Origin of the sequence: Thermocrispum municipale DSM 44069 (assembly GCF_000427825.1) — a bacterium.
In the GTDB taxonomy this organism is placed as follows: Bacteria; Actinomycetota; Actinomycetes; order Mycobacteriales; family Pseudonocardiaceae; genus Thermocrispum; species Thermocrispum municipale.
Window position 1 is genome coordinate 222,301 of sequence record NZ_ATYT01000006.1, and the last position, 17,092, is coordinate 239,392.

Genomic DNA, 17,092 nt, shown 5'->3' on the forward strand with positions numbered 1-17,092 from the left:
TCAGCGGCGCCAGGCGGTGCGGCGCTTGCGCAGGTCGAGAACCAGCGCGCCGGCGATGACCGCGGCCAGCCCGACCAGCCACACGTCCTCCACCCGGCCGACGTGGTTGCCGATCAGCATCAGCAGCAAGATGGCGACGATGGCCCACCCCATCACCTGAACCAGGTTCGGGAAGCTGCCGTGCCAACCCCACTCGGCCGACGGCTCGTCCGCCGGGTCGACGTTGGACCTGGTTTCCAGTTCCTGTCCAGCCACCGGGTGCTCCTCCTGCCTGCTGCCCGTGCCACGGGTGCTTTCCGCCCGATGATCGCACACCAGGCGCGGGGTGCGTGCCCGGTGTCGGCCAGAATGAAGTGGTGACCACACACGGTGTCCACGACCGCCGCAGCGTGCTCGTGCTCGGCTCCACCGGATCGATCGGGACCCAGGCGCTGGACGTCATCGCCGACAACCGGGACCGGTTCCGTGCCGCCGGGCTCGCGGCGGGCGGCAGCAACCCGACATTGCTGGCCGAGCAGGCGATCGCCCACCAGGTGGACGCCATCGCCGTGGTCCGCCCCACCGCGGTGGAAGACGTGCAGCTGGCGCTGTACGCGGAGGCGCAGCGGCGCGGATACGCGGCGGGACAGATCCGGCTGCCGCGCATCTTCGCCGGCGAGCACGCCTGCGCCGAGCTGATCGACGCGGTGCGAGCGGACGTCGTGCTCAACGCCGTGACCGGATCGTTGGGGCTGGCGTCGACGCTGCGGGCACTGGAGACCGGTGCGACGCTGGCGCTGGCCAACAAGGAGTCGTTGGTCGCCGGCGGCCCGCTGGTGCTGTCCGCGGCCCGACCGGGGCAGATCGTGCCTGTCGACTCCGAACACTCGGCGCTGGCGCAGGCGCTGCGCGGCGGCCGGGCGGAGGAGGTCGACGCGCTGGTGCTCACCGCATCCGGTGGGCCGTTCCGTGGCCGCACGCGGGCGGACCTGGAGAACGTCACGGTGCAGGAGGCGATGGCCCACCCGACGTGGGACATGGGGCCGGTGATCACCGTGAACTCGGCGACCCTGGTGAACAAGGGCCTGGAGCTGATCGAGGCGAAACTGCTGTTCGACGTGCCCTACGACCGCATCGAGGTGGTCGTGCACCCGCAGTCGATCGTCCACTCGATGGTGCGATTCACCGACGGCTCGACGATCGCCCAGGCGAGCCCGCCGGACATGCGACTGCCCATCGCGCTGGCGCTCACCTGGCCGGACCGGCTCCCCGGCGCGTCCGCTCCGTGCGACTGGAGCAAGGCTGCGACCTGGACTTTCGAGCCGTTGGACAACAAGGCGTTCCCGGCCGTCGAACTGGCCCGGGAAGCGGGCTTGATGGGCGGGTGCGTGCCGGCGGTGTACAACGCGGCCAACGAAGAAGCCGTGGCGGCCTTCCGAGCGCAGAACGCCGGCTTCACCTCGATCGTGGACACTGTGTCGGAGGTGGTGAGCGCGGCCGACGAGTGGCGTCGTGAACCACGCGACATCGACGACGTGCTCGCGGCGGAGGAGTGGGCACGTCAGCGGGCCCGGGGAAGGAACTCATAGCGTGGTCTACATCTTCGGCGTGATCCTGTTCGCGCTGGGCATCTGTGTCTCGATCGCCTTGCACGAGGCGGGACACCTGGCCACCGCGAAGATGTTCGGGATGAAGGTGCGGCGGTACTTCGTCGGGTTCGGTCCCCGCCTGTTCTCGTTCCGTCGCGGCGAGACCGAGTACGGCCTGAAGGCGGTGCCGCTCGGCGGCTTCTGCGACATCGCGGGCATGACCGTGCTGGACGAGGTGACCCCGGACGAGGAGCCGCGCGCGATGTGGCGCTACCCGGTGTGGAAGCGCACCGTGGTGCTGGCCGCCGGGTCGTTCACCCATTTCATCCTGGGCTTCGTCGTGTTGTACCTGCTGGCGGTCAGCATGGGGCTGCCGAACCTCAACGGCACCCCGGAGCTGGCCCAGGTCAGCTGCGCCAAGGACGCCACGACCCCGGAGGCGCTGCGCGACCTCAGCTGCGCGCCGGGCGACCGCGCGCCCGCGAAGGAAGCGGGTCTGCAGCAAGGCGACGTGATCGTCGCCGTCGCGGGCAAAGAGGTGTCGAACTACGGCGAGGTGCAGGACATCGTCCGCGAGCACGAGGGCCCGCTGAAGCTGACCGTGGAGCGGGACGGCAAGGAAGTGCCGATCACCGTCGAGGTGGTGCAGGTCAAGCGGCCGAAGTTCGACCCGCAGACGGGTAACCCGGTGGTCGAGAACGGCAAACCCGCGCTGGAGACCGTCGGCATGATCGGGGTCAGCTTCCCCCGCCAGTACGAGTACGGAGTGTGGGACGCGGTCCCGGCCACGCTGACGTTCACCGGCGACATGTTCGCCAAGACCTGGGACGCGCTGCTGCGCTTCCCGGAGCGCATCCCGGCCGTGGTGGAGTCGATCTTCGGCGAGGAGCGCGACCCGGACACCCCGGTCTCGGTGGTGGGAGCCAGCCGGATCGGTGGCGAAGCGGTGGAAGCGGGCCTGTGGGAGTTGTTCCTGCTGCTGCTGGCCAGCCTGAACTTCTTCATCGGCGTGTTCAACCTGCTGCCGCTGCTGCCGCTGGACGGCGGACACATCGCGGTGACGTGGTACGAGAAGGTGCGTGACTGGGTGCGCAAGCTGCGGGGCAAGCCCGCTGGTGGCCCGGTCGACTACAGCAAGCTGTCCATGGTGACGATGGTGCTGGTGGTGGTCGGTGGTGCGGTGGTGTTGCTGACCGTCACGGCGGACATCGTCAACCCGATCCGGCTGTTCCCCAACTAGCGGCGAACACCGAGGGTGAGCTGGGTCGCCGGGGGCGGCGTGGCCGTGGGCGACGTCGGTATCGTGGGGGCCGTGACCATCGACCTCGGAATGCCCGGCACACCACCCCCCGTGCTGGCGGAACGACGCAAGACGCGGCAGCTCATGGTCGGTTCGGTCGGCGTCGGCAGCGACTACCCGGTGTCGGTGCAATCGATGACGACCACCGTCACCGCCGACGTGAACGCCACGCTGCAGCAGATCGCCGAACTGACCGCGGCGGGCTGCGACATCGTGCGGGTCGCCTGCCCGTCCGCGGACGACGCGGCGGCGTTGCCCGCGATCGCCAAGAAGTCGCAGATCCCGGTGATCGCCGACATCCACTTCCAGCCGAAGTACGTCTTCGCCGCCATCGAGGCCGGGTGCGCCGGGGTGCGGGTCAACCCTGGCAACATCAAGAAGTTCGACGACAAGGTCGCCGAGATCGCCCAGGCGGCCAAGGACCACGGCACGCCGATCCGCATCGGCGTCAACGCGGGCTCGCTGGACCCGCGGCTGATGAAGAAGTACGGCAAGGCCACCCCGGAGGCGCTGGCCGAGTCGGCGTTGTGGGAGGCGTCGCTGTTCGCCGAGCACGACTTCCACGACCTGAAGATCAGCGTCAAGCACCACGACCCGGTCACCATGATCCGGGCCTACGAGATCCTGGCCGAGCAGTGCGACTACCCGCTGCATCTCGGTGTGACCGAGGCCGGTCCCGCGTTCCAGGGCACCATCAAGTCCGCGGTCGCCTTCGGCGCGCTGTTGCGGCAGGGCATCGGCGACACCATCCGGGTGTCGCTGTCCGCGCCGCCGGTGGAGGAGGTCAAGGTCGGGCTGCAGATCCTGCAGTCGATGAACTTGCGGCCGCGCAAGCTGGAGATCGTCTCCTGCCCGTCCTGCGGACGTGCTCAGGTCGATGTCTACAAGCTGGCCGACGAGGTCACCGCGGGCCTGGAGGGCCTCGAGGTACCGCTGCGCGTGGCCGTCATGGGCTGCGTGGTCAACGGACCCGGCGAGGCGCGGGAAGCCGACCTCGGGGTGGCTTCCGGCAACGGCAAGGGGCAGATCTTCGTCAAGGGCGAGGTCATCAAGACCGTGCCGGAGCACAAGATCGTGGAGACCCTCCTGGAGGAGGCCATGCGCATCGCGGAAGAAGCGGCCGAGTCCGGCGAGGCCCTCGGCGACGGTGCTCCCACCGTCTCGGTCAGCTGAGCCTCCCCGTCCGCGCGCGTACCGTGAGGGCGTGCCCAACGAGTTCGTGACGCGTGAGCCGCACCCCGCGGTGCGGCCGTACGTTTCGCGCTACGTCGGCTACCGGCAGGACGACGTCACGCTGGCCGTACACCGCGGCCTGCCGTCGCGACATGTCTCTGCAGCGATCAGTCTGGCCGACCCGCTGCGCTTCGCCGAACCGAACGCCCGGCTACAAGCGGCCCTCGGCGGATTGCACACCAGCCCGGTCCTCATCGAGCAGGACCGGACGCAGTGCGGCATCCAGCTGGAGATCAACCCGCTCGGGGCGCGTGCCCTGGTGGGTGTGTCGAGCGCGGAGTTGTCCGGTGTGCTGACGGACATGACCGAGGTGGGCCCCGCGGCGCTGACGCACCTTCCGGAACGCCTGTACGAAGCCAAGACCTGGTCCGAGCGGTTCGCGGTGCTCGATGCCGCGTTGCTGGCGGCGGTGCGGCAGGTCTCGGCCGACCACCAGGTGGCACCGGAGATCGCCTGGACGTGGCGTCGGATGGCGACCGGAGCGGCGGTTGTCGGTGAACTCGCCGAGGAGGTCGGCTGGAGCGAACGGCACTTCCGGGAACGGTTCCGCGCCCAGGTGGGGCTGTCGCCCAAGGAAGCCGCCCGAGTGCTGCGGTTCGAGCGGGCGAAGGAGGCGTTGCTGCGACGGCCGACGCAGTCCCTGGCGGAGCTGGCCGTGGCGTGCGGCTTCTACGACCAGGCCCATCTGACCAACGAATGGCGCAGGCTCGCCGGGTGCACGCCCACGACCTGGATCGCCGAGGAGACACCGCACCTGCGCGTCGATGCCGCATGAGGCGTCCGGGTGCCCCACTCCGGCATTTTTCCCGGTCAACCGGGCCACAGCGGGCCGGAGAGTAGGCGGAAGTCCGAAATGTCTGGCAGGCTGAACGAGTGCTGCGGCTGGTAGGGACGAGGGTGCTGGACGCGCGGGATCACGCCGCGATTCGCGCTGCACTCGCCGACGATCCGATCGGCAGCTGCATGGTGACGTCGCGGATCGAGGCGGTGGGCCTGGAACCACGCAGGCTGGGGGGCGAACTGTGGGCGCTGGAGCATCGCGCCCTGCGGTCGCTGTGGCTGGACGCGTTGTGCTTCTACGGCCCGAACATGATCCCGTTGCGCGGAGACCAGGCGGCGTGGCGCGCGTTCGCCGACCGGGCGCTGCGTCGGGCCAGGCAGTGTTCGTCGCTGGTCGGCCCGGCCGAACAGGTGATGGGCCTGTGGGAAGAGCTGGCGATGGCCTGGGGCCCGGCCCGCGACGTGCGGGAGTCCCAGCCGCTGATGGCCGTCGACGGCCCGCCCGCGGTCAAACCGGACCCGCTGGTGCGTCGCGTGCATCCCAGCGAGTTGGACACCTACTTGCCCGCCGCCATCGCGATGTTCATCGAAGAGGTGGGGGTCGACCCGCGGCTCGGTGACGGTGGCGCGAGCTACCGGACCCGGGTGTCCGAACTGATCTCCAGCGGCCGGGCGTTCGCGCGGTTCTGTGACGGCGAAGTGATTTTCAAGGCCGAGATCGGCGCCCTCTCGTCGACCGTGGGACAGATCCAGGGCGTATGGGTGCATCCGCACTGGCGCGGACGGGGCCTCGGCACGGCCGGCACCGCTGCCGTGGTCGCGCACCTGGTCGAGGACTTGCACCGGACCGCCAGCCTGTACGTGAACTCCTACAACAAGCCCGCGCTGGCCGCTTACCGCAAGGTCGGATTCCGGCAGGTGGGCGAGTTCGCCACGGTGCTGTTCTGACGCTGTTCCGAGCTCGTCGTGGGGATCGGGCATACTCCACCAGCGTGATACGTCGCACGCTGTGCTGGGGCCTGACCGTCGTGCTGGCCGGAGTACTGGCGGCTTGCGGATTGTTCTCCTCCACCGGTGCGGACGAGGCCGCGCGCGCGTTCGGCGCGGCTTTCGGCGACCCGGCGAAGGCGGCGCGGATGACCGACGCGCCGAAGACCGCCGAGGCGGCCCTGCGGCAGGCCAAGCAGGCCCTCGCGCCGGAAAAGGTCCGGGTCTCGGTCGGCGAGGTCACCGAGTCCGACGGCGTCGCGACCGCCGACTACACGGTGACCTGGCAGCTGCCGCACGACCGCACGTGGAGTTACCGCACCAAGGTCGAACTGGTTCCGCACGACGATTCCTGGCAGGTGCGTTGGACGCCGTCGGCGCTGCACCCGAAGCTCGCCGCGCAGCAGACGCTGGCGATGGAGAGCGAGACACCCGAGTTGGCGCCGGTCCTGGACCGGGACGGGGCGAAGCTGCTCGAGCCGGGCCAGGTCGTGTCGGTGATGCTGTATCCAGCCGAGGCCAAGCAGGCCGGCGGGGTGCAGCGGGTCGCCCGTTCTCTCGCTGCCTCGCTGCGCACGTTCGACCGGTCCATCACCGCCGACTCGATCGTGGCCGAGGCGCGCAAGGCGACCGGCAAGAACGACTCGACACTGGTGGCCGTGCTGCGCGAAGGCGACTACCAGTCGGTGAAGCCTGCGATCTACGACTTGCCCGGCGTGAAGTTCGCCCGGCAGACCCGCCTGCTCACGCCGACGAAGGACTTCGGGTCGCAGGTGCTGCCGGCAGTCCGGTCGATGGTGACCGAGCGCATCGCGGGCGAGGCGGGCTGGCGGGTGATCGCCAAGGACTCGCTCGGCGCGGAGGTCGCCGAGCTGCACCGGGTCGAGCCCAAGCACGGCGCGGCGGTGAAGACCACACTGAGCCGGAAAGTGCTGACGGCGGCCGAGAAGGCCGTGGACGACGTGCGCAAGCCCGCCGCGTTGGTGGCGCTGCAGCCGTCCACGGGGGACATCCTGGCGGTCGCGCAGAACGAGGCCGCCGACAAGCAGGGCGCCATCTCGCTGACCGGTCGCTATCCGCCCGGGTCGACGTTCAAGATCGCCACCGCGCTGGCCGCACTGCGCGCCAAGGAGGTGACTCCGCGCAGCAAGGTCGACTGCCCGGGCACGACGGTGATCGGGGGCCGGCTGGTGCCGAACGAGAAACGCTTCCAGCTGGGCACGGTGCCGCTGTCGCGGGCGTTCGCCAAGTCGTGCAACACCACGTTCGCCCGGCTCGCCGCGCGGATGCCCGCCAACGCCCTCACCGACGCCGCGCGTGACCTCGGCATCGGCGCGGACTTCGTCATCCCCGGCCTCACCACGATCACCGGCTCGGCGCCGCCGTCGGGCTCGCTGGTGCAGCGCGCGGAGAACGGCTTCGGGCAGGGCAAGGTGCTGGCCAGCCCGTTCGGCATGGCGCTGGCCGCGGCGACCGTGCGAGAAGGCCGCACACCGGTGCCGTCGTTGATGGACGGCGACAAGGTCAAGGCCACCGGCCTGGGCAAGCCGCTGGCCGCGAAGGACGCCGCCGCGTTGCGCGACATGATGCGGCGCGTGGTCACCGAGGGCACCGCGACGGCACTGCGCGGGATGGGTCCGGTGCACGGCAAGACCGGCACGGCCCAGTTCGGCGACGGCAAGCACTCGCACGGCTGGTTCGCCGGCTATCGCGGGGACCTGGCGTTCGCCGTGCTGGTGGTCGGCGGGGAGAGTTCGCAACCGGCGGTCGAGGTCAGCAAGGCGTTCCTCGGCGGATTGTGACGTTCGGGCCGACTTGCTTGCCCCGGCCTCGGGCCGCGGGCGGCCGCAGTAAGGTCGGGAGTATGCGTGAACCGTTGCAGCCCGGGGTACAGAGCCCGCCGCGCGCCGTCCCGCCGTCGATCGAACGCCCGGAGTATGTGGGCAAACCAGCGCCGCAACGGGATCGGGGCAACGGTGTGCGCACGCCGGAGGTCATCGAGGCGATGCGCGTCGCGTGCCGGATCGCGGCCCAGGCGCTGGAGGAGGGTGGCAAGGCGGTCAAGCCCGGTGCCACCACCGACGACATCGACAAGGTCGTGCACGAGTTCCTGTGCGATCACGGCGCCTACCCGTCCACGCTCGGCTACCGCGGCTTCCCGAAGTCGTGCTGCACGTCGCTGAACGAGGTCATCTGCCACGGCATCCCGGACTCGACGGTGATCGAGGACGGTGACATCTGCAACATCGACGTCACCGCCTACATCGGCGGCGTGCACGGCGACACCAACGCCACGTTCCTGGCCGGTGAGGTCTCCGAGGAGGCCCGGCTGCTGGTCGAGCGCACCAAGGAAGCCACCATGCGAGCGATCAAGGCGGTGCGTCCCGGCAGGCAGCTCAACGTCATCGGCCGGGTGATCGAGTCCTACGCCAAGCGCTTCGGCTACGGCGTGGTGCGGGACTTCACCGGCCACGGCGTCGGCCCGGCGTTCCACACCCCACCGACGGTGCTGCACTACGAGGAGCCCTCGGTCACCACGATCATCGAGGAAGGTATGACCTTCACCATCGAGCCGATGATCACCCTGGGCACGATCGAGTACGACATCTGGGACGACGGCTGGACGGTCACCACCAAGGACAAGAAGTGGACCGCTCAGTTCGAGCACACCATCGTCGTCACCGCCGACGGGGCGGAGATCCTCACGCTGCCGTAGTCACAGCGGCAGGTTGAGCAGCGCGTTCTCCAGCACCTCCGGCATGGCCGGGTGGATCCAGTACTGGCCGCGCGCCATCCGCTTGGCGTCCAGGCCGAAGCTCATCGCCTGGATGGCCGGCTGGATGACCGTCGGCGCCTGCGGGCCGATGACGTGCACGCCGAGCAGCAGGCCGGTCTCGGGGTCGGCGAGGACTTTCGCGAAGCCCGTGGTGTCCTCCATCGCCCAGCCGTAGGCGACGTCCGAGTAGTTCTGGGTGCCCACGACGTAGGGAACACCTTGCGCGCGCAGTTGCTCCTCGGTGCGGCCGACGGTGGCGATCTGCGGGGAGGTGAACACCGCCTGCGGGATGTACTCGTGGTTGGCGGCGACCGGGTCGTCGGGGTGCAGCAGGTTGTGCTGGACCACCCGCGCCTCGTGGTTGGCCACGTGCTTGAGTTGGTCCGGCGAGCTGAGGTCACCGAGCGCGTAGACGCCTTCGGCGGACGTCCGCTGGTACTGGTCGACCCAGACCCGGCCGTCGACGGTGCGGATCCCGCCCGCTTCCACGTTGAGCAGATCGGCGTTGGGTTTGCGGCCGATGGCGATCAGCAGCAGCTCCGCCTCGACCGTTTCCGGTCCGCGGGCGGTGGAAAGCTCCAGCGCGACACCGCTCTCCGTGGTGCGGACGGCAGTGGCGTGCGACTCCAACCGGACGTCCCACTTGCGGGTGGCGATGTCGGTGATGCGCTCGCTGATCGCGCTGTCGTGATCACGCAGGATGTGCTTGGTGCGGGCGATCATGGTGACCTTGACACCGAACGAGGACAGCACGTGCGCGAACTCGGCGGCGATCGTGCCACTGCCCAGGATGACCGCGCTCTCCGGCAGCTTGTCCAGCCGCATGACGGTGTCCGAGGTGTGATACTCGACCTGGTCCAGGCCGGGCAGGTCCGGGATGATCGGTCGGCTGCCCGCCGCGAGGACGATACGGTCCGCGCTCAACTGGTGCGGCGCGCTGCCGTCGTTCGGGATCACCTCGAGCTTGCGTTCGCCGGTGAAATGGGCGACGCCTTCGAACACGGTGACGTTGGCGTTGTCCGGGTGCTCGATGCGATAGGTGCGGCCGCCTTCCGCGATCGGGTCGATCCGTCCGAAGATCCGGTCGCGCACGTCCGCCCAGCGCACCCCGGCCAGCTCGGCGTCGACCCCCAGTCGCTCGCTGTTGGCCGCGTAGGTGGCCACGTCGGCGGTGTGGACGAACATCTTCGTGGGGATGCAGCCCACGTTCAGGCAGGTGCCGCCGAAGGTGCCTTTCTCGACGATGGCCACCTTCATGTCCGCGAATCGCTGGTCGAGAATCGAGTTGCCGGATCCCGTGCCGACAATCACCAAGTCGAAGTGCTCCACGGTGATAGTCAACCCCGTCGCCACCCTCGGTGTTCCCTCCACCCCTACCGGAGTGAACTCCGCGACGATGTCCGATTCGCTGTCCGTGGTGCGCGGCCGGGGCGCCTAGGGTCGCCGCCATGCGAGGGAGCAGGTGCGTTGCCGGTGTGCTGGCCGTGGTGGCGTCGTTGGTGTTCGTCGCCGGGACGACGACGGCCGAGCCGGCGGACGAGTCACAGGAGCAGATCGTCGGCGGCGAACCGGCGCAGGTGGAGGACTACCCGTATGTCGCGTACCTGGCCAACGAACGAGGGCGGCAGTTCTGCGGTGCCGCCTTGTTCGCCCCGGATCGGGTGGTGACCGCTGCGCACTGTGTGTCCAGGGAGGACGAGGACTCGCTGACCGTCGTCGTCGGACGGCAGGACGTCAGCACGTCCGACGGCCACGAGGTGGGCGTACGGCGCATCTGGACGCACCCGGAGTACCGCAGCGCCGTTCGAGGCTACGACGTGGCGGTGCTGGAACTGGACCGGAGCGTGCCGTATCGGCCGTTGCGCCTGGCCACCAAGCGAGACGGTGCGGCATACCAGGCGGGGCGCAAGGCCACTGTCCTCGGCTGGGGCCATGTCGACGAGCATGGCGAGTCGTCGCGGACGCTGCGCAGTGCGCAAGTGCCGGTGCGCTCGGACAACGTCTGCACGAAGGCGTACACGCGATTCGAGCCGACGTTGATGGTTTGCGCGGGCTACGACAAGGGCGGCGTCGACGCGTGCCAAGGTGACTCCGGTGGACCGCTCGTGGTGGGCGACCGGCTGATCGGCATCGTCTCCTGGGGTGAGGGCTGCGGGCGTCCCGGCAAGCCCGGGGTGTACACGGAGGTGCGGGCGCTGGCGGACGACATCGCCACCGCGGCCGACACCCGCTCGGACACCGGAGCTTGGGACATATTGGGCGGCTGAGTGGGCCTGCTTGTGCCAGGATGCGGCCTATGACGATCATCGCCGCCACGGGGGACCAGGTCACCGCGAGCCAGTTGTACGCGCTGCTGCGGCTGCGCGTCGACGTGTTCGTGGTCGAGCAGCAAGCCGCGTATGCCGAAGTGGACGGCCTCGACCTGCTCCCGACCACCGTGCACCTGTGGCAGCCCGGCCAGGGCGAGCTGCTCGACGGCTGCGTGCGGCTGCTCGACGAGGACGGTGTGATCCGGGTCGGGCGGGTGTGTACCGCGAAGTCGGCCCGTGGCACCGGGCTCGGCGCGCGGCTGATGGACGCCGCGATGCGTCACATCGGGGAGCGTGAGTCCGTGCTCGACGCCCAGACCTACGCGACCGGGTTCTACGAGCGCTACGGCTACCGCATCGAGGGCGAGGAGTTCCTGGAGGAGGACGGGACTCCGCACGTACGCATGCGTAAGCCCGCTGGCTAGCGCGGGGCGGTCGCGACGATGACGTCGACGGCCCGGTCGATGTCATCGTCGGTGAGCGTGGCGCGCGCGGTCAGGCGCAAGCGTGAGATGCCGTCCGGGACGGACGGCGGCCGGAAGCATCCGAGGCGCACACCCTGCTCGGCGCAGCGGGCCGCCCAGGCCACGGCGTCGTCAGGCGAGGGCGCCCGCACCGACACCACGGCCGCGTCGGGTGAGCTGACCGGCAGACCGGCGTCGGCCAGGCGCTCGGTGAGCCTGTTTGCGACCGCCAGCACGCGCTGTGGACGGTCCGGTTCCTCACGCAGCACACCGAGCGCGGCCAGTGCGGCGGCAGCGTTGGCGGGCGCGAGGCCGGTGTCGAAGATGAAGCTGCGCGCGGTGTCGACCAGGTGCCGGATCACGCGCTTCGGGCCGAGCACGGCCCCGCCTTGCGACCCCAGCGACTTCGACAACGTGAGCGTCGTGACGACGTCCGGGGCGCCGGTCAGTCCCGCGGCATGCACCGCGCCGCGGCCACCGTCGCCCAGCACACCGAGTCCGTGCGCGTCGTCGGCCAGCAATGCGGCGCCCTGTTGACGGCACACCGCGGCCAACTCGGCCAGAGGTGCCTGGTCCCCGTCGACGGAGAAAACCGCGTCGGTCACCACCAAGGCACGGCGATGCCGACGCGTACGCAGGGCGTGTGCCACGGCCTCCGGGTCGTTGTGGGCGACCACGGCGATGTCGGCACGCGAAAGGCGACAGCCCTCGATCAGCGATGCGTGGATGTAGCGGTCGGTGACGATGGCGCTGTCCCGGCCGGTGAGCGCGGTGATCGCGCCCAGGTTGGCCAAGAAGCCGGACGAGAACACCAGGGCGGCCTCGGCGCCGCAGAACCGAGCCAGCTCTCGCTCGAGTTGGGCGTGCAGCTCGGTCGAGCCGGTGACGAGTCGCGACCCGGTCGATCCGGCGCCCCAGCGCAGAGCGGCCGCCGCCGCGGCGCCCGCCACCCGCTTGTCCCTGGCCAAGCCCAGATAGTCGTTGCCTGCCAGGTCCAGCAGCTCGCCCTCGTCGGCCGATCGGGGCCGCAGCCTCCGGACGAGCCCGGCCTCGGCGCGCTTGACCGCTTCGTCGTCGAGCCAGTCGAAGACGTGCTCGCCATCGCTGCCGTGAGTCACCTCGGCAGTGTCGCACCAACCGGATACTGTCGGCGCGAGGAGGTGGGGGCATGTGAGCGAACTCGCCGCAATGCCGTCGGATTTCACCCGGGCGCTCGCCGTGGTGGCCCATCCGGACGACCTGGAGTACGGCGCGGCAGGCGCCATCGCCCGCTGGACGGCGGAAGGCAAGGAGATCACGTATCTGCTGCTGACCCGCGGGGAAGCAGGCATCGACAGCATGGACCCGGCCGAAGCCGCCGTGGTGCGGGAACGCGAGCAGCGGGAGAGTGCCGCGATCGTGGGTGTCGGTGAGGTGGAGTTCCTCGACTACCCGGACGGCGTGCTGGAGCCGTCGCTGCGTCTCCGGCGGGACATCGCCGCGGCCATTCGCCGACACCGGCCGGAGTTGGTCATCACCAACAACCATCGGGAGACCTGGCCGGGTGGGGCGTTGAACATGGCCGATCACCGGGTGGCCGGACAAGCGACGATCGACGCGGTGCGCGACGCCGCCAACCGGTGGGTGTTCCGCGAGCTGCTGGACGAAGGCCTGGAGAAGTGGGACGGCGTTCGGTGGGTCGCCGTGCCCGGTTCACCGCAGCCGACGCACGCGGTGGACATCACCGACAGCTTCTCCGCGTCCGTGGCCTCGTTGCGAGCGCACGCGGCCTACCTGGCGGCGCTGGAAGGGGAGATGGCCGACCCGGAGCCGTTCCTGCGCGGTATGGCCGAGCAGGCCGGCAAGCAGCTGGGCTGCCCGCTGGCCTGCTCGTTCGAACTGTTGGCGATGTGAGTTCAGCGGCGGCGCTGCGGTGACCGCTTGCCGCCGCCGCGCCGCTCGACCGGGTCGCGCAACGGCTCGCCGGACGGCTGCTGGGCGCCGGTGATCCTGGCCAACTCGGCGTCGCCCGGGCGCACCTGGATGGTGCTCGGTTGCACGCCTGCCTGCTGGATGATTCGCCGCATCGACCGCTTCTGGTCCGGCGTCAGCAGCGTGACGACCGTGCCGGTGGCCCCCGCGCGCGCAGTGCGGCCCGCGCGGTGCAGGTAGTCCTTGGCGTCGTTCGGCGGGTCGATGTGCACGACCAAGCTCACGTCGTCCACGTGAATGCCGCGCGCGGCGACGTCGGTGGCGACCAGTGCCGAGCAGCGGCCGTCCTTGAACTCCTCCAACACGCGGTTGCGCTGGCCCTGGGTCTTCCCTCCGTGCAGGGCAGCGGCGGGCACCCCGACCTTGCGCATCTGCTTGGCGACCCGGTCGGCGTGGTGCTTGGTCCGCACGAACAGGATCGTGCGGCCCGTCCGGGCACCGATCTCCGCCGCCACCGCCGGCTTGTCCGCGTGCGCCACCTGGAACACGTGGTGGTCCATGGTGTCGACGCTGGCCGTCGTCGGCGCGACGCTGTGCTGAACGGGGTCGTCCATGTACTCACGGACCAACGTGCCGACGGCGTTGTCCAACGTGGCCGAGAACAGCAGCCGCTGCCCGGTTGCCGGGGTCAGGTCGAGGATCTCCCGCACCTGCGGAAGGAAGCCCATGTCGGCCATCCGGTCGGCTTCGTCGAGCGTGACGATCTCGACTCCGGACAGGTCGGCCGTGCCCTGGCGGACGTGGTCGGACAACCGGCCGGGGGTGGCGATGAGCAGGTCGACGCCGCGGTGCAGTGCTTGCGCCTGCCGGTCGAACGACATGCCGCCGACCACCGTGCGGACCCACAGCCTGGCTTCCTTGGCCAGTGGCGTCAGCGCGTCGGCCACCTGCATGGCCAGCTCGCGGGTGGGAACCAGCGCGATGGCGCGCGGCCGTTTGGGGTGTGCCTTGCCGCCGTACAGGCGGGTCAGCATGGCCAGGCCGAACGCCAACGTCTTGCCGGAGCCGGTCTGCGCCCGGCCCAACACGTCGCGGCCGTCGATGGCGTCCGGCAGGGTCGCGGCCTGGATCGGGAACGGAGCCTGGATGCCCTGGGCGCGCAGGCCGCGCAACAGCGCGGTCGGCAGGGAGAAGTTCTCGAACGAACCGGTGGGGCCGCTCACGGCCGGAGTGGGGCGGGTGTCGGTCGCAACGACCGCGGTCTGCTCGCGCTTGGCCGTCGAGGCAGGCCGGGAGGACGGCTCCCGGCGCTTGTCCGACCGGAACGAGCGGTCAGTGCGAGCGCTTTCCCGACGCTGATTCGCCGAGAAAGATTGGTCGGCACGGTCGCGGCGGGTGCCCGACGACGGACGCTCGGCACGGTCACGGTGCTGGTACGTCGTCCGCTCGCGGGTCTCCGCGCCGTGCTCACGGCCGGTATGACGGGTCGCCGTGCCGGACCGCGGCCGGCCCGCGCCGCGTGAGCCCGCGCGACCGCCTGCGGTGCTGAAGCGCCCTTTGCCGGAGTGGCGATGGCGCGGCTTCTTCTTGCCGCCTTGCGGGGAGCGCGCGCGGATGGTCGATTTCTGGTGAGCCAATGTCAGCCTTTCGGTGGTGGTACGTCACCGTCAGGCTCCGCAGGCACGCGAACGCGGCGGGCAATTGAGGGGACGGACCCGACGCGATCTGCGTCGAAAAATGAACAACTTGTCCAGACTACCCCACCCAGCCTGCCGCGCCCGCGCTGCATGACGCGACTCACCCCCGTGCCACGGTCAGCAGATCCGCGATCAAGCCGTCGACATCGGTGATCGACTCCGGTAGTCCGCGCCGGTGGAACCACTCCGCGACATTGCGCACGTCCCGCTGCAGGAAGTATTCGCCGTTGGGGTTGGCGACCACGTCGACGATCTGCGGCAGGTCGATGAGCACCAGCTGGCCGTCGTGCACCAGCAGGTTGTAGGCCGACAGGTCACCGTGGGCCAGCCCGGCACTCGCCGTGAGATCCAGCAACGCGACCAGTTGCAGCCACAGCTCGTGCAATTCGTCGGGATCCGGCCTCAGCTGGGCCAGCCGAGGTGCGGCCGCACCGTCGGGGGAACCGATGAACTCCATCAGCAGTTCTGTGCCGTCGCGCTGTACCGGGTACGGCACCGGCGCACCGAGCGACCACAGCGCGCTGAGCGCACCGAACTCGGCCACCGCCCACTGCTCGGCGATCAGGTTCCGGCCGAACGACGTGCGGTGCTCGATCGCGCGCATCTCGCGCGACCTGCGCATCCGCCTGCCTTCCAGGTACGCGGCGTCCCGATGGAAGTCCCGCCGATCACTGCTGCGGTACCGCTTCGCGGCCAGCAACACCTGCGGTCCGTCGGGAAGCCCCCGGCGCAGCAGGTGCACGTCGGCTTCCTTACCGGTCTTGAGCACACCGAGTTCGTGGTCGACCGCGGCAAGTTCGGTGACGACCCAGTCCGGGCGCGGCACCGGGCCCTGGTCCGCCCGGTCCCACGTGGACCACCGGTCGGCACCGTCGGGCGCCACGGGGTCGGAGTAGGCCTCTTCCCGCACGCGTGCGAGCCGAGCCTTCTCCCGTTCGGTCAACCGCCCACGGCGGGACGGACCGACCGAGTTCTTGGTGCGGCGTGAACGCCGCATGGGAAGTTGTTCCGGCTGGTCGTAGTCGTGTTCGTACACCTTCGGGGTCTCCTGATTCGGGCCCCGGACCAGCGCTTCTCAGGCGATCGCCGGGGCAGACGTGACGGGCAGGGAGCTGCCCGGAACCGTCGTCGACATCGGGCACCTCCTCTCGTCGCGTTCTGCCGTGCGCAGCCGAGTGTGCACGCCCCGCCGCACGCGGGCAATCGAATTACGCGTCAGCCGGTGTGCAGCTCCAGCTCGCGCTCGTCGTTCTGACGCAGATCCAGGCCGGCGCGGTTGGCGATGGACAGCACTCCGCGCAGCGTGGACGGTTCCCGCGGCGCGGACACCAACGCCGCCGCGAGCTTGCCTTTGTACGCCTTGTTGAAGTGGCTGACCGTCTTCCCGTCCGGTCCCACGACCCGCACAGTCACCGCGTGCGGAATCGGCGCCAGGTTGACGTAACCGCCCGAGCGCATGTCCAGCACCGGACCCGGCAGCGACTCCAGCACCGGCGTCAACACCGGCCGCCAGAGCTTGCGCAGCGAACCGACGCCCGGCACGGTGCTGCTCGCAGAAAGCCGATACGCGGGGATCGCGTCGCTCGGTCGCAGCAAGCCGAACAGCGCCGACGCGATGGCCAGCCGGCCCTCCGCCCGAGCCCGCTGGTGCCGATCGAAATCCGCCGCCCCCAGCGCGTCGTACAGCACGCCGGTGTAGCGGCTCAGCGCAGGCGCGGTGGGCGAGGTCCACAACGCGGCGTTGCGGGCGATCTCGGCGTCCTGCTTGGCGCTCAGGCCCAGCGCGGCCCTGCTGGCTTCCACGTCGGCGGCCAGGTCCACGACCGCGTCGATCAGCTTGCGGCGAGTCGGTGTCAGCTCCGGTGACGACAGTGACTCGAGGTCGAGCGGCGCGCCGTCCGACCCACCACTGCCGGCCGACTTGGATTCCGAAGGGGGCAGCACGATCAGCACGCTGCTGAGCCTAGGAGCCGCACACCGCCACGCCGCGGAGGGGATAACCGGTTGCGACCTGCGAAGCGGCGGCGACTACCCTGCGTTCATTCGCAAGTTCCATTGCCTCATCGC

The 17,092-nt window shown here is 70.1% G+C and carries 16 protein-coding genes; 10 read left to right on the top strand and 6 right to left on the bottom strand.

What is annotated here, in order from left to right; translation table 11 throughout:
• A complete protein-coding gene (locus YWM_RS0107990) occupies positions 1 to 255 on the bottom strand; it encodes a DUF2631 domain-containing protein (protein ID WP_028850287.1) in 255 nt (84 codons plus the stop codon).
• A gap of 140 nt (positions 256 to 395) precedes the next feature.
• Between YWM_RS0107990 and dxr the strand changes: the two genes are divergently transcribed.
• The 7 genes from dxr to map all read left to right on the top strand — a co-directional run bounded on the left by dxr (position 396) and on the right by map (position 8,584).
• On the top strand, positions 396 to 1,568 hold the full coding sequence (gene dxr, locus YWM_RS0107995; protein ID WP_028850288.1) for a 1-deoxy-D-xylulose-5-phosphate reductoisomerase: 1,173 nt from the start codon (positions 396 to 398) through the stop codon (positions 1,566 to 1,568).
• A 1-nt stretch (position 1,569) separates the two neighbouring features.
• Positions 1,570 to 2,808, top strand: a complete 1,239-nt coding sequence (locus YWM_RS0108000) for a M50 family metallopeptidase (RefSeq protein WP_028850289.1) — start codon at positions 1,570 to 1,572, stop codon at positions 2,806 to 2,808.
• Between the two features lie 72 nt (positions 2,809 to 2,880).
• On the top strand, positions 2,881 to 4,041 hold the full coding sequence (ispG, locus tag YWM_RS0108005) for a flavodoxin-dependent (E)-4-hydroxy-3-methylbut-2-enyl-diphosphate synthase (RefSeq protein ID WP_028850290.1): 1,161 nt from the start codon (positions 2,881 to 2,883) through the stop codon (positions 4,039 to 4,041).
• Positions 4,042 to 4,072: 31 nt separating this feature from the next.
• Positions 4,073 to 4,876 (top strand): helix-turn-helix domain-containing protein, encoded by an 804-nt coding sequence (locus YWM_RS0108010; RefSeq protein ID WP_028850291.1) that lies wholly within the window; start codon positions 4,073 to 4,075, stop codon positions 4,874 to 4,876.
• 98 nt (positions 4,877 to 4,974) lie between these two features.
• Entirely contained in the window at positions 4,975 to 5,829 is an 855-nt protein-coding gene (locus YWM_RS0108015; RefSeq protein ID WP_028850292.1) for a GNAT family N-acetyltransferase, read from the top strand.
• Positions 5,830 to 5,873: 44 nt separating this feature from the next.
• The gene (locus YWM_RS0108020) at positions 5,874 to 7,670 is read left to right on the top strand and encodes a penicillin-binding transpeptidase domain-containing protein (protein ID WP_245565963.1); all 1,797 of its coding nucleotides are present in this window, start codon (positions 5,874 to 5,876) and stop codon (positions 7,668 to 7,670) included.
• A gap of 62 nt (positions 7,671 to 7,732) precedes the next feature.
• On the top strand, positions 7,733 to 8,584 hold the full coding sequence (gene map, locus YWM_RS0108025; protein WP_043660099.1) for a type I methionyl aminopeptidase: 852 nt from the start codon (positions 7,733 to 7,735) through the stop codon (positions 8,582 to 8,584).
• Here map and YWM_RS0108030 read toward each other — a convergent pair whose 3' ends face one another.
• Complete coding sequence (locus tag YWM_RS0108030) at positions 8,585 to 9,973, bottom strand: mycothione reductase (protein ID WP_028850295.1); 1,389 nt, start codon at positions 9,971 to 9,973, stop codon at positions 8,585 to 8,587.
• 119 nt (positions 9,974 to 10,092) lie between these two features.
• On the opposite strand from YWM_RS0108030, the gene YWM_RS22655 reads away from it, so the two are divergent.
• Together YWM_RS22655 and YWM_RS0108040 are read left to right on the top strand one after the other, a co-directional pair.
• The gene (locus YWM_RS22655; RefSeq protein WP_052344669.1) at positions 10,093 to 10,911 is read left to right on the top strand and encodes a S1 family peptidase; all 819 of its coding nucleotides are present in this window, start codon (positions 10,093 to 10,095) and stop codon (positions 10,909 to 10,911) included.
• A 29-nt stretch (positions 10,912 to 10,940) separates the two neighbouring features.
• The gene (locus YWM_RS0108040; protein ID WP_028850296.1) at positions 10,941 to 11,378 is read left to right on the top strand and encodes a GNAT family N-acetyltransferase; all 438 of its coding nucleotides are present in this window, start codon (positions 10,941 to 10,943) and stop codon (positions 11,376 to 11,378) included.
• Here the strand turns inward: YWM_RS0108040 and YWM_RS0108045 are convergent.
• Positions 11,375 to 12,535 (bottom strand): 8-amino-7-oxononanoate synthase, encoded by a 1,161-nt coding sequence (locus YWM_RS0108045; RefSeq protein WP_028850297.1) that lies wholly within the window; start codon positions 12,533 to 12,535, stop codon positions 11,375 to 11,377. The genes YWM_RS0108040 and YWM_RS0108045 overlap by 4 nt on opposite strands.
• 70 nt (positions 12,536 to 12,605) lie before the next feature.
• Between YWM_RS0108045 and YWM_RS0108050 the strand changes: the two genes are divergently transcribed.
• The gene (locus YWM_RS0108050; RefSeq protein WP_043660100.1) at positions 12,606 to 13,310 is read left to right on the top strand and encodes a PIG-L deacetylase family protein; all 705 of its coding nucleotides are present in this window, start codon (positions 12,606 to 12,608) and stop codon (positions 13,308 to 13,310) included.
• Between the two features lie 2 nt (positions 13,311 to 13,312).
• On the opposite strand, the gene YWM_RS22660 is transcribed toward YWM_RS0108050, so the two are convergent.
• The 3 genes from YWM_RS22660 to YWM_RS0108065 all read right to left on the bottom strand — a co-directional run bounded on the left by YWM_RS22660 (position 13,313) and on the right by YWM_RS0108065 (position 16,978).
• Complete coding sequence (locus YWM_RS22660) at positions 13,313 to 14,551, bottom strand: DEAD/DEAH box helicase (protein WP_156914701.1); 1,239 nt, start codon at positions 14,549 to 14,551, stop codon at positions 13,313 to 13,315.
• Between the two features lie 574 nt (positions 14,552 to 15,125).
• Positions 15,126 to 16,061: a serine protein kinase RIO gene (locus YWM_RS0108060; RefSeq protein ID WP_028850299.1), complete on the bottom strand. Its 936-nt coding sequence runs from the start codon at positions 16,059 to 16,061 to the stop codon at positions 15,126 to 15,128.
• A 179-nt stretch (positions 16,062 to 16,240) separates the two neighbouring features.
• On the bottom strand, positions 16,241 to 16,978 hold the full coding sequence (locus tag YWM_RS0108065) for a YaaA family protein (RefSeq protein WP_028850300.1): 738 nt from the start codon (positions 16,976 to 16,978) through the stop codon (positions 16,241 to 16,243).
• Positions 16,979 to 17,092: the final 114 nt, after the last annotated feature.

What these genes read in the sequence shown, in the direction of transcription:
- YWM_RS22655 (WP_052344669.1), top strand. Translation starts at nt 10,093, where the DNA reads ATGCGAGGGAGCAGGTGCGTTGCCGGTGTGCTGGCCGTGGTGGCGTCG.
- YWM_RS0108050 (WP_043660100.1), top strand. Translation starts at nt 12,606, where the DNA reads ATGCCGTCGGATTTCACCCGGGCGCTCGCCGTGGTGGCCCATCCGGAC.
- map (WP_043660099.1), top strand. Translation starts at nt 7,733, where the DNA reads ATGCGTGAACCGTTGCAGCCCGGGGTACAGAGCCCGCCGCGCGCCGTC.
- YWM_RS0108040 (WP_028850296.1), top strand. Translation starts at nt 10,941, where the DNA reads ATGACGATCATCGCCGCCACGGGGGACCAGGTCACCGCGAGCCAGTTG.